14 protein-coding genes and 1 pseudogene are annotated in these 12,059 nt (G+C 50.5%); 9 read left to right on the forward strand and 6 right to left on the reverse strand.

Annotated features, from left to right (window positions below):
* Positions 1–147: 147 nt before the first annotated feature.
* Positions 148–465: a hypothetical protein gene (locus SY83_RS20640; RefSeq protein WP_068609982.1), complete on the reverse strand. Its 318-nt coding sequence runs from the start codon at positions 463–465 to the stop codon at positions 148–150.
* A gap of 169 nt (positions 466–634) precedes the next feature.
* On the opposite strand from SY83_RS20640, the gene SY83_RS20645 reads away from it, so the two are divergent.
* Positions 635–1,282 (forward strand): nitroreductase family protein, encoded by a 648-nt coding sequence (locus tag SY83_RS20645; protein ID WP_068609984.1) that lies wholly within the window; start codon positions 635–637, stop codon positions 1,280–1,282.
* A 105-nt stretch (positions 1,283–1,387) separates the two neighbouring features.
* Here SY83_RS20645 and SY83_RS20650 read toward each other — a convergent pair whose 3' ends face one another.
* Positions 1,388–1,585 (reverse strand): cold shock domain-containing protein, encoded by a 198-nt coding sequence (locus SY83_RS20650; RefSeq protein ID WP_068609986.1) that lies wholly within the window; start codon positions 1,583–1,585, stop codon positions 1,388–1,390.
* Between the two features lie 336 nt (positions 1,586–1,921).
* Between SY83_RS20650 and SY83_RS20655 the strand changes: the two genes are divergently transcribed.
* Positions 1,922–2,161, forward strand: a complete 240-nt coding sequence (locus tag SY83_RS20655) for a hypothetical protein (protein ID WP_068609989.1) — start codon at positions 1,922–1,924, stop codon at positions 2,159–2,161.
* A 56-nt stretch (positions 2,162–2,217) separates the two neighbouring features.
* Here SY83_RS20655 and SY83_RS23685 read toward each other — a convergent pair whose 3' ends face one another.
* Both SY83_RS23685 and SY83_RS23595 read right to left on the reverse strand, forming a co-directional pair.
* Entirely contained in the window at positions 2,218–2,352 is a 135-nt protein-coding gene (locus SY83_RS23685) for a hypothetical protein (protein WP_269453464.1), read from the reverse strand.
* Positions 2,353–2,364: 12 nt separating this feature from the next.
* Positions 2,365–4,164, reverse strand: coding sequence for a thiamine pyrophosphate-binding protein (locus SY83_RS23595; protein WP_068609991.1), 1,800 nt, complete (start codon positions 4,162–4,164; stop codon positions 2,365–2,367).
* 106 nt (positions 4,165–4,270) lie between these two features.
* Between SY83_RS23595 and SY83_RS20665 the strand changes: the two genes are divergently transcribed.
* Together SY83_RS20665 and pepF are read left to right on the forward strand one after the other, a co-directional pair.
* On the forward strand, positions 4,271–4,450 hold the full coding sequence (locus SY83_RS20665; protein WP_068609993.1) for a hypothetical protein: 180 nt from the start codon (positions 4,271–4,273) through the stop codon (positions 4,448–4,450).
* 221 nt (positions 4,451–4,671) lie between these two features.
* Positions 4,672–6,462 carry an oligoendopeptidase F gene (pepF, locus tag SY83_RS20670; protein WP_068609995.1) on the forward strand — a complete coding sequence of 597 codons (1,791 nt, stop codon included), beginning with the start codon at positions 4,672–4,674 and terminating at the stop codon, positions 6,460–6,462.
* 76 nt (positions 6,463–6,538) lie between these two features.
* On the opposite strand, the gene SY83_RS20675 is transcribed toward pepF, so the two are convergent.
* Positions 6,539–7,030, reverse strand: coding sequence for a GNAT family N-acetyltransferase (locus SY83_RS20675; RefSeq protein WP_231891473.1), 492 nt, complete (start codon positions 7,028–7,030; stop codon positions 6,539–6,541).
* Positions 7,031–7,154: 124 nt separating this feature from the next.
* Here SY83_RS20675 and SY83_RS20680 point away from each other — a divergent pair, with 124 nt between their 5' ends.
* Genes SY83_RS20680 through SY83_RS20695 form a run of 4 tightly spaced genes read left to right on the forward strand, consistent with a single transcriptional unit; the run spans position 7,155 to position 10,210 of the window.
* A complete protein-coding gene (locus SY83_RS20680; protein ID WP_068611250.1) occupies positions 7,155–7,931 on the forward strand; it encodes a Cof-type HAD-IIB family hydrolase in 777 nt (258 codons plus the stop codon).
* A 5-nt stretch (positions 7,932–7,936) separates the two neighbouring features.
* A complete protein-coding gene (locus SY83_RS20685; protein WP_068611251.1) occupies positions 7,937–8,278 on the forward strand; it encodes a LapA family protein in 342 nt (113 codons plus the stop codon).
* 12 nt (positions 8,279–8,290) lie between these two features.
* Positions 8,291–9,331 carry a M42 family metallopeptidase gene (locus tag SY83_RS20690; RefSeq protein WP_068609999.1) on the forward strand — a complete coding sequence of 347 codons (1,041 nt, stop codon included), beginning with the start codon at positions 8,291–8,293 and terminating at the stop codon, positions 9,329–9,331.
* The gene (locus SY83_RS20695) at positions 9,332–10,210 is read left to right on the forward strand and encodes a hypothetical protein (RefSeq protein ID WP_231891312.1); all 879 of its coding nucleotides are present in this window, start codon (positions 9,332–9,334) and stop codon (positions 10,208–10,210) included.
* Between the two features lie 51 nt (positions 10,211–10,261).
* Here SY83_RS20695 and ltrA read toward each other — a convergent pair.
* Positions 10,262–11,523 (reverse strand): annotated as a pseudogene (gene ltrA / locus SY83_RS20700) (group II intron reverse transcriptase/maturase).
* 355 nt (positions 11,524–11,878) lie between these two features.
* Between ltrA and SY83_RS23600 the strand changes: the two are divergent.
* Complete coding sequence (locus SY83_RS23600; RefSeq protein WP_231891313.1) at positions 11,879–12,052, forward strand: hypothetical protein; 174 nt, start codon at positions 11,879–11,881, stop codon at positions 12,050–12,052.
* The last annotated feature ends 7 nt before the right edge of the window (positions 12,053–12,059 follow it).

A 12,059-nucleotide genomic window follows, 5' to 3' on the forward strand; every position in this document is an offset into this window, starting at 1 on the left:
GTTTCTCGACAAAACCAACGGCGTATACGCCCTTATAACCTTCTCATCACTAGTGTTTCATCGATTCCTAGTTCCATACCTGCTATTATAATATAGGATAACCCCTACGTAAAATGCCATTCCTGAGTACTAACCAACTCAAACCTGCTAGGTGTGCGGACGATCATCTACTTCTTGATTCAGTCTGTACCATAATTGCAAATCATTAATACAGCTTGCTAAAGCAGCAATTTCCCAGTTTAAGTCACAGCTGCGTTCAAAATCACTTTCATCATACAACTCATTCTGCTTCTGAACGATGCAACGCTCAAACGCTTGAATTCGTGTAGGTATGCTTCCTCGGATATTCTCCCATTGCTCCAGAATAAAGGAACGTTCTGATTCGGAAAATTCTTCCCATTCCCTTTCCAACATCGGAATCTGAATTCCTAACCGATCATCTGGTATAAAGTAAACCTTTTCCATGTTAACCCCTCAGTTCCGCATGAAAAACTCCTTTTGTTAATGTACCATGACCCACAAGCGAAATCTACTCTTTCCGATGGACAAAAGGAACTTGGCATTATACTCGGCAAGCGATATAATTAGTATATGATATTAGTACCAAGTCATAAATAGATAAGGAAGCGTGTATATGGACTTTTTTCAACTCAAAAAAATCATTCAAGAACGCCGGAGTATCCGTAAATTTACAGATCAAGCCGTTTCTGCGGAGACAATTCATGAGATTATCGATTGCGCGCGGTATGCGCCAAGCGATACCAATTCGCAAACCTGGGAATTCATCGCCATCGTAAACAAAGATAAAATTAAAGAAATCGAAGCGATGACTTGGGAGCAATTGCATCTTAAAGCCGCTCAGGCGGATGCGGGCGGATTGACCCGGGAAGCCAAATTGCTCACGAAATCATTTGGCCCCTATGCTACTGCGTTCTCGGATGCCCCGGTGCTCATCATTTGTCTGGCCACACCTTATCAATCCAAGTTCCGCGATCGCATCTTTGATCCCATTGGTTTGGTAGATGAAGATGTTTGGCGCGAGGAAGGAATCAAGAGTTCCTGTTTAGCAGCCCAGAACTTGATGCTGGCCGCGCATGCTTTAGGTTTGGGCACATGTCCTATGACAGGTCCTGTTCTGCTGGCGGAGAAACCGTTAAAGGCATATTTGAATATCCCTTCCGATCGTCAAATCAACATGGTCATTTCCTTAGGTTATCCTTCGGACACCCCGGGCAAGTTACCCCGTAAAGAGGTTCAAGAAATTCTTACAATAGTTGAATAATCGGAAACACTTAAAAAGGCAGCCCCAGAGGACTGCCTTTTAATTTCACGATTCCATGCTATGTTACTATTTATAAGGTTAGAAAGTCTCCAGCAGGAGCCTATCTTATAATTTAGTTACGTTAGCTGCTTGAGGACCGCGGTTTCCGTCCGTGATTTCGAATTCTACTTCTTGACCTTCATCAAGAGTCTTGAATCCGTCGCCTTGAATTGCGGAGAAATGCACAAATACATCTTCGCCACCTTCAACAGAGATAAAACCGTAGCCTTTTTCTGCGTTAAACCATTTAACTGTACCCTTCAAGTGAACAACCTCCTAAAAATATCGCCTAGTTAGCGAGTAATGAAATTATACTACAACCGGAATGACAGTTCAACCATATATTTTCAAAAATTTGTAGATTTTGAGATATACAGCTAACTAATCCGGAAGCTTTAACTCCTTCACATTTATACCCAGTACCCGCAAAATTTGAAACAGCGCCTGTCGATCAGACCTATTGAATAATTGATCCGCGGAATGCACATACAAAGGTATTGATTTTCTACAACCCTTTCGTTATGATTTTTTTAAGTAACATCACATTGGACAAGATCTAAAGCCCAAAATTCGGATGCAATGAATGGAGAACCTTACAATATGGCAGCTTTCAAAAAACACTTGATTTATAAAAAAGACAATTGGAATATGTTGACCGTCGAGGTACAGGGCAAAACCCTGGTCCTTAGAGAAATTTCCGATCAATGGGGAGAAGAAGCGCGCAGCTTTATTTCCCGGCCGGAGATGATGCACTGGGCCAACGAACGGTTCAAGAGAGAAAATTATGTAGGCAATGAAGAAGAATACGAAGCGATTATGGCTGCGTTTAAACTAGTATAGAAATTAAGTAAGCCCCGGTGCATAGGCCCGGGGCTTCTCTTTTTTTTGACAACTAATTAATTGGATGGACGGTTCGGTTGATGATACTGATTCGGTGTACGCGTGTTCGCCTTACTCTTCGCAGCGTTGTTCGCGTGATCGGCCGTGCTTTGATTGGACTCTTGCTGGGATTTTCCTTTTTCCTTGCTCATGATGGTCACCTCCTATATTTTCGTGTGCGGGACTATGGGATCCGCGGTCATCACTTCAATCAAGGAAGTCTGCGGCGAAGCCAGCGCTTCCTTGAGATCCGTTTCAAACTGCTCCGCGGTTTGAGACAAGTAGCCTCGGCCGCCGCAGGCCTCGGCGATCCCCGTAAAGCTTGGGTTCAGAATCCGGCTGCCTTCCGTGGACAAACCGCTGACCAGCATGCGGTTGCGCTCCATGGAATAACTGCCGTTGTTCAGAACCACAAGCGTAATCGGAAGCTCCAGCTCGACGGCCGTTACAAACTCCAGCAGTGTCTGCACCACACCGCCGTCTCCGGCCACGGCAACGACCTGACGCTCCGGCTCCGCAAGCTGCGCGGCAATCGCCGCAGGCAAAGCCCAGCCGAGCGTGCGCCATGTGCCGGAGATCAGAATGTCCTGCGCCCGGGCCTGAAAGATGCGGTTAAACCACAGCGAGTGATCGCCTGTGTCCACCGTTATAACCGCATCCTCCGCCACCAGCCTGGACAAGATCCGCATTACGCGTTGCGGGGGGATGCCTTCATGCGATTCTGTGGCAAGATCGACGGGTTGAGCAACCACGTCGGACGACACGCTGCCATCCGCTTGATTCGAATGGATATCCTGTTTATCCGAAGCCGCGTAGTTGCCCGCCTGATCTGATGGGATGCCACCCTCGCATTCCCGCTCCATCCGCAGGAGCCAGGACTGTTTCGCCTCGGCGATGGCAGTCTCCCAAGCGGAGCGGTCCCGCCGCTCATCCCTCAGCTCTCGAAGCAGCGCGGGAACAAAGTGCCCCAGGTCGCCCACCACCCCTTTATGCAGGGGGTGGCCTAAACCGATGGCCGCGCGGTTCAAGTCGACCTGCACGAGCTTCATCGCGGCCGGGACGTAGTCCTCCGGCCACCAGGTGGCGCCGAGCACGACGACGAGGTCGCTCGCCGCCAAGAGCGCGCTGGCCGCTTCGCTGCCCGCCTGCCCCAAGCCCCCCGCGAACAACCGGTGGTCGTTCGGGAACAGGGCCCTGGCGGGCATCGTCGCGGTGACGCAGGCCGACGCCAGCTCGGCCAGCGCCACCGCGTCTCCCGCGGCGTCCGCTGCGCCGCGGCCCAGCAGCAGCATCGGGCGCTCCGCGTCCCGCAGCAGCTGCGCGACGGCGCGCACCTCCTCGCGGGGCGCGCGCACGGGTTGGTGCAGGTGCGCCTGGTAAGGATGCACCTGCCCTTGAACCTTCTGTCCGTACAAATCCTTCGGTACGGACAGATGCGTGACTTCGCCCATCGTAAAGGAGCGAATCAACGCTTTGTGCAGGATATATGGCAGCGCGTCCGCATGCGTTAGAAGCGCGGAATACGGCGCCACGGCGGCAAGCAGCCGCTGCTGGTCAATGTATTGCTTGGTGTCTGTGCCGATCTTGGTCGCTTCCACTTGTCCCGTGATGGCCAGTACGCCCGCTCCGTCCATCATGGCATCGCCAAGTCCGTTCATCAAATTCGCGATGCCCGGCCCGCTCGTGGCCAGACAGACGCCTACGCGTCCCGTCAGCTTCGCTTCCGCGGAAGCCATCAGCGCGGCGGCGCATTCATGCCGGCAGGCTACATATTGAATCTGCGTCTGCTTGGACAATTCATCCAACAGATACAGGTTAGCATCCCCAATAACGCCATATATTCGCCTGACATCCCAAGCCGTTAGTTGCTTCACGATGAATTCGGCAACAGTCAGCTCCGAAGACGTTGACGCTTTGGTATTTAGGGCTTCTTGCGCTATAATCGGCGAAGAGGTGTTGTGCATCGTTATCGGCCTCCATATCTCTTTTTTTCCATTTCATAGAATGACCTATGCACGGCGTTTCATACCTCAAGCACAACCAATTTGCCTATATAGAAAGGAATGCCTTATGTTCTCTGAAATTAATCTGTTATTCATCATCGTCGCTTTCTCCTTCGCCCTGGTCCTTATTCTCAGCCGCAACAATATCGCCCCGGGATTTCGGAGAGGTCTGGCCTTGGCCGCGATTGTTATGGTAGCTTTCGCTTTCTTCCTGTTGGTCTACAGTTTTTTCAATATGGGAACATAGGCCTGCGCCTGGCGAACATGGTATAATTATGAAACAGACGGCATTCTGTTTTATAATACATGCACGGGGTCATACTATGGGAAATATCGACAAGTCAGGAGTGTTTGGCCGTGCGATGGATTCCTATGGCGATGGCTGCCGGTCTGCTCTGCAGTTGTCTTTCCCCGGTTGTGTTCGCAGTTCAGCAAGACCAATCTAAGGTTCAATTCAGGAGGGATCCCATGAGTCAATTTGGTAAACGTACCGAAGTACCCGCAGAACACCGTTGGAAGCTTGAAGATTTATTCGCGGATCAGTCCGCCTGGGACAAAGAATACCAGCTGGTGAAAGAACACGCGAAGAAAATCGCCGATTTTCAAGGAAAGTTGAAAGACGCCGCCGCGGTTAAAGCCTGCTTCACCCTCGAAGATGAATTATCCCTACATACCGAACGATTATATGTATACGCCAACATGAAACATCATGAAGATACCGCTGAGCCCGCGTTTCAGGCGCTTTCGGACAAAGCCAATAAACTAAGTGTTGAAGTGAATGAGGCGCTGTCCTTCATTACGCCGGAGATTCTGGCGCTGTCTGACGATGTGCTGACTTCCTTCATTGACAATCCGGAGCTTGCTCCATACCGGAACACCCTGACGGAAATGCGCAGACAGAAGCCCCATGTTCTAGGCAAAAATGAGGAAGCTTTGCTCGCGCAAGTGGGCAACATCGCACAGGCTCCGAGCAAGATCTTCAACCTGCTCAACAATGCGGACTTGAAATTCCCGAAGATTAAGAACGAAAAAGGCGAAGAAGCGGAACTGACCCACGGCAGCTACATCCAATTTCTCGAGAGCAAAAACCGCGAAGTGCGAGAGAACGCTTTTAAAACCGTATATGCCACTTACAGCAAGCAAAAAAATACATTAGCCGCTACCCTTAGCGCCAATGTCAACAAGAATGTATTCTACGCGCGCGCGCGAAAATATCCTTCCGTCCTCGAGATGTCTCTGTACGGAGATAACATTCCGAAGGAAGTGTACACAAGCCTGATCGATACGATTCACGAATCCCTGCCTTTAATGCATCGTTATATGAATTTACGAAAGAAATTGCTAAAGGTCGACGAGCTTCATATGTATGACTTGTTTGCTCCGCTGGTGGAAGAGTTTGATATGGACATCACGTATGAGGATGCGAAGAAGACCGTTAAGGAAAGTCTGAAGCCGCTCGGCGAGGATTATTTAACGGTGTTGCAAGACGGGTTTGATCAAGGCTGGATTGACACGTACGAGAATGAAGGCAAACGAAGCGGCGCTTACAGTTGGGGCGCTTACGGCACACATCCTTACGTGCTCCTGAACCATAAAGACAACCTGAACTCCATGTTCACGCTCACGCACGAAATGGGTCACGCGTTACATTCCTACTACTCCGACACAACCCAAGAATATCGTGACGCGCAATATACGATCTTCCTTGCCGAAGTGGCTTCGACACTGAATGAAGCGCTGTTGATGGACTATATGCTGAAGCGCACAAAGGATGCCAAAGAGAAAATGTATCTGCTGACGTACTACGCGGACCAATTCCGCACCACCGTATTCCGTCAAACGATGTTCGCCGAATTCGAGAAGATCATTCACGAGAAAGCGGAGGCGGGCGAATCCCTGACACCGCAGGAGCTGTCCAAAGTGTATTATGATCTTAACCTTCAATATTATGGTGCTGATATGGTTGTGGATCAGGATATTGAGATGGAGTGGGCGCGGATTCCCCATTTCTACAACAGCTTCTATGTGTTCAAATACGCAACCGGCTTCTCGGCGGCGACAAGCTTCGCCAAGCAAATTCTGGATGAAGGCGAGCCGGCGGTGGACCGTTATCTCGGTTTCCTGAAGAGCGGCGGCGGCGACTATTCGATCAACATCTTGAAGAAAGCCGGCGTGGATATGTCTTCCCCGCAACCGGTCAGAGATGCGATGGCTGTGTTTAAAGATCTCATTGAACAAATGGAACAATTAACTAAATAGAACATTTTGGAAAGAAAAAGCCGCTCCTTCTCAGGTTGCAATGCACCTGGAGGGAGCGGCTTTTCATTACGGGACTTTACGCTTGGACTCTTAATCCAACAATAATCAAATCTCTCTCCACCCCGTCCAATTCCGCAACATTCGGCATATGCGCCCAGGTTTCGAACCCATACTTACGGAACAGTTGAAGGCTTGGCTCATTATGACCGAAAATAAAACCCAGTACCGTCTTTAGTCCCAGCCGCGGACAAGTGTTAAGAGCTTCATCCATCAATATTCGTCCAATGCCGCGCCCGCGGAAGGCCTCATCCACATAAATGCTAATCTCAGCGGTTCCGTTGTAGGCGGGTCGGCCATAGAACGATTGAAAACTTAGCCAGCCGCAGATTTGCCGGCTTTCTCGGTCGCGAATAACCCATAACGGTCTGAAATTCGGGGAGTGTTCCTCAAACCATCGGAATCTGCTTTCCACCGTAATCTCTTCCGTATCCGCCGTCACCATTCGACCGGAAATCGTACTGTTGTAAATCGCCACAATGGCCGGTAAATCGTCCTTCTGTGCATCCATAATCTCGTATGTAGTCAGGGACTTGTTCACAACCATTCTCCTTTTCATTCTAATTAATAAGATGATACTATGTTCGTACAGGAAATGATATATACTGAGAGAAAAAGGAGCGTGGTTCTTGCTCATGAATGCCGAGAATCAGCTGCAGACCATAAGTCCCCCTTATAAACTCCTTGTGTTGGATATGGACGGTACCTTGTTCAACAGCTCCGGCATTATTTCCGAAGTCAACAAGCTTTGGCTTCGCAAAGCTCGCGAAGCCGGCATTGAAATTGCTCTAGCCAGCGGCAGGCATGTTCGTTACGTTTCTCCTACCGCCAAGGAGCTTGACCTTACGCTTCCGATGATCACAAATAACGGATGCGAGGTCTGGGCAGCGGACGGTTCCCTTCTCCATCGCACGACGATGACGAAAGATCAAATTCTCTGGCTGCGCGAACTGGCATTGGAGTACCATACAGCTTATAGGGTATATGCCGCGGGGAGCGACTTTGAGAGTGCCCTATTTCCAGCGGAGCATGTGGATGAATATATATGGCTTATGTTTATGTTTCGGACTCCGGATCCGACAGTTAAAGAATCTTTATGGGAACGTTGCCTCGCGAACGGCGAGTTTGAGCTTACCATGGCTTCGCCCGCAAAATTCGATGTGAACCCTAAGGGAGTCAGCAAGGGACACGCGATTCAGCGGCTTTGCGAAGAACATGGCATCTCTTTGCGCGAAGTAGCCGCAATAGGAGACGGCTTAAACGATGCTTCCATGTTGCGAATCGCCGGCTTAGGCATCGCAATGGGGAATGCTGAAGAGGAAGTGAAAGCCTTAGCGGATTGGGTGACCCTTGATTGTGATCAGAACGGGGTTGCTCATGCCATTCAATACATACTCGGAGGGAGTCGTTGACTTATATGAAAACACAATGGATGTTGATTTCCGTATTGATTTTTGCCCTGATTATCGCGCTGTTCGCCGTATTGAACGTGGATCCGGTCCTTATCAACTATGCTTTCGGAGAGGCACAGGTTCCGTTGATCCTCGTTATTCTAGGTTCAGCGTTGCTTGGCGGGCTGACCGTAGGCTTGTTCGGTATCGTACGCCAGTATAAATTACAACGCCGCATCCGCACTTTATCCGCGGACCTCGCGAAAGTTAATTCTTCCGCTCCTGTACCGCAGGGAATGACCCCGGTACCGTCTGCTGACGCTACAATTGCAGACAAAGCTTCAGACTCTAAGATAAACCACCCCTAAGGAGATATACACATGATAAATCAAATAAATACGGATTATGTCCAATCGATATTAAGTGAAATTTTGTCTATTCCCAGCCCCAGCGGGTATACCCATGCCGTGATGGAAAGAATCGCACATGAGGCAGCGCAGCTTGGCTATGCTTACGAGACAACTCCCAAAGGAGGAGGCATCCTGACTGTTCCGGGACGTAACCAAGACCATGTGGTCGGCATCTCCGCTCACGTGGATACGCTCGGCGCAATGGTGCGAGCTGTCAAAGATAACGGCACCCTTCGACTGACACCGGTGGGCGGCTATATGATGCATTCCATTGAGAATGAATACTGTGTCATTCACACCCGCAACGGAAAGACGTACACCGGTACAATCCTGACTTCGCGCCCCTCTGTGCATGTGTACACGGATGCGCGTGATTTCAAACGGGAAGAAGCCCATATGGAAGTTCGAATTGATGAGAAGGTAAGCTCCAAAAGCGATGTGCTCGAATTAGGCATCGCCCCCGGCGATTTCATTTCATTCGAACCGAGAACGGAATTTCTGCCGAGCGGCTATGTGAAATCCCGCCATCTCGATGATAAAGCCAGCGTCGCGGCCCTGTTCGCCCTGCTTGAAATGATGAAACGGCATAGCCTGGTTCCCGAATCAACCTTGAAAATTCTGATTTCCAATTACGAGGAAGTAGGTCATGGATCCGCCTATATTCCCGGTGAAATCAGCGAGTTTATCGCTGTGGATATGGGAGCGATGGGCGATGACCTGAGCTGTACCGAGCAGGATGTGTCGATCTGCGCCAAAGACTCTTCCGGCCCTTATGATTACGGAATGACTTCCCGATTTATCGAGCTTGCTAAGCGAGACGGCATCCCTCACGTAGTCGATATTTATCCTCATTACGGCTCTGATGCCTCGGCCGCTCTGCATGGGGGCAGCAATATTAAGGCCGCGTTAATCGGACCGGGCGTGCATGCCTCCCATGGGATGGAACGCACCCATATGAATGCGATTCTCGGGACGGCGGCGCTGCTCGCCGCTTATGTGCTGGAGGCGTAAGTGAACGAGGAGGAACACGTCACGTCTCCAGAGGTTAAGTCGCGTCACAGTATGCCGGCGCGATCCGGTCTAAGAAGCCGGGCGCCGGTTATCGCCGGCTTTATGCTTGCGGCGGCTTGCTTGGCCGCCGCCTTATGGGCCTCTCCCGCGCTTCGGGAAAGCGGGAAACCGCTGTGGTCTGATGCGCCGGCGGGGTACACATACCGCCAAGCGAAGTCCAAGAATGGCGTCGTACTGCACATCATGCAGACGACGCCGGAGAATATCCGCCTTGAGGCCGTCAGCGCCAACGTCACGAAGACGAAGCGGTACGGTATCAACGGCGGGTTCTTCTATGAAGGCGATCTGCTGTCGATCGCCGTGCAGAATGACCGCGCCGCTCGAGGTGGGGGGCGCGTGTTCGGTTCCGGCTGGCACAACGTGAAGTACAGCCGGGGAACGCTGGTGTGGGACGGTGCGGCGCAAGCCTTCTCCGTCCAGGTGGCCGCCTCCGCCGATGCGCTGGCGGTTAAGGACCGCGGCCGATATTGGGCGCAGGGCGGCATTTCCATGAACTTGCGCGATCACACGCGATGGGCGGAACAAGCCGGAAAAGAAGCTATGCCCTTTCCTAACGAACGCCGTATGCGATCCGGACTTGTGTATGATAACGTCAACAGATTATACCTAATCGTTTCTCCTACGCTCACTACGGCCGCGGCTTTTCGTTCCGCCATCTTGGAAACCCTAAACGGACAAGGACGGGACACACGGATTGAAGGTGTGTTTCTGGACGGTGACGGGTCATCACAAATGCAATGCACCGAGATTCAACTTTCGGGTGATCAGCGCGAGGTGTACCAGATGCTGACGCTGATTCAATCGAGTAGGAGGGAGTGATTAACTCCCGACCTCTCACACCACCGTACATACCGTTCGGTATACGGCGGTTCATGACATATTCCGCAGTGAGTTGTATCTGTCCGTTAGACTCTTTAAGCCGCAGGATTCCCAATATTGGTTACCCAGTGCGCGGTGTAAGATTGGACTCTTTGCAATACGCCAATACCCTTTACGGGTATTCCCCCATTCATAGGATTTATCTCTGGGCATACCCAAGGATATAAGCCTTTTCACTTTGGTTTTTGGATTCTTCCATTGTTTCCAAAGGCACATTCGTAACCTTCTTCTAATCCATGAATCCATCTTTTGAAAGATACTTGGTGTATCCGCAAGCGAGAAGTACCCACACCATCCTATGAGGTATTGGTTTAGTTCCTTAATTCGCTCTTCCATTTTCATCGACTTCTTTCGGGACGTGATCGCTCGAATCTTAGTCTCCGCTTTCTGCAAGGATTGCTTCGCAACCCTCACCTTTGGGTCTTGATTCAAGCTGAAGCTAAATCCAAGAAACTTTCGCTTCCATGGCCGGTCTACCGCGCTCTTGGCTTGGTTTACCTTTAGCTTTAGTTTGTCTCGATGAATTTGGTGACAGATGCCTTGACTCGTTCGCCTGCTCTCTTGGTTTTCACGTAGATGTTACAGTCATCCGCGTAGCGAACGAACCTAAGTCCACGTTTTTCAAGTTCCTTGTCTAATTCGTCCAGTACGATGTTAGATAGCAATGGACTTAGGGGACCCCCTTGCGGGGCTCCCTCCGAAGTCGGCTTAACTAACCCGTTCTCCATTACGCCCGACTGCAAGTATTTACGGATGAGTAAAAGCACTTTCTTGTCCCTTACTTTCTCCGCAATCTTCATCATGAGCCTGTCATGGTTGACTCGGTCAAAGAACTTCTCTAAATCCAAATCGACAACGAAGCGATATCCTTCTTTCATGAATGTTTTCGCTTTCCTTACTGCGTCATGGCCTCTCCGTCCGGGACGGAAGCCATGACTATGTTCGGAGAACTGTGGATCGAAAACGGGGTTTAGTACTTGGGCGATGGCTTGCTGGATTACTCGGTCTGTCACGGTAGGTATGCCTAGCTTCCGAAAGCCTCCGCCATACGGTTTCGGGATTTCGACCCGTCGCACGGGGCTCGGTTCATAGGTACCTTCTTCTATAGCTTCGCGTATCTTCTGCCAGTTTTGTTTCATGTGTTCGCGTAAGGTTCTTACGCTCATTCCATCCACGCCGTGGCTTCCTTTATTTGCTTCCACACGCTTTAAAGCGCCAAGAAGATTTTCTCGTGACAGCAATTGCTTCAGCATTTCTACAACTCCTTGCGTGATTGGTACCTTCCTCTTGTGCCCGGGATAAACTCTGCCCTGCCGAGGCCCCACACGGGATTCACCGCTTCCTTCCTCAGTCAGGTCCTTATGGATTTTCTGCTTTCATCGCTTTCCCAGAACGCCTTGATGTACAAATCCTATTTCATGTTCAGCCCTTCCGCTCGTGTTGCAACACGTAACGTACTATGGCTTCTGCTGACTTCTGTACGTTCAGCTTGCTTTCACAAACAAGGTTACGGAGGTTGCTCCGCGTACCGTTCAGACCTCCCCAGGTAAGAACGCTATCTTCCTCTCCATTTATCTGCTTCATTTACTTTCATGCGCCTTCGGCAGTATGGGCTTTGACTTGTTAAGCAGTCTCATCCAACGCACGCTAGCCTTATATGAAGTTCGTGTTCCTCAGACCGGAGATTTGCCGCCGGCTTCCTTCAGATTCGACCTCACGGTCGACACCCTTGCCTTAAGCTATGGCTACTACTGCCTTCACCATTCGGGACTTGAACCCTAGAGATAGC

The sequence above is a fragment of the Paenibacillus swuensis genome (assembly GCF_001644605.1).
Lineage (GTDB): Bacteria > Bacillota > Bacilli > Paenibacillales > DY6 > Paenibacillus_N > Paenibacillus_N swuensis.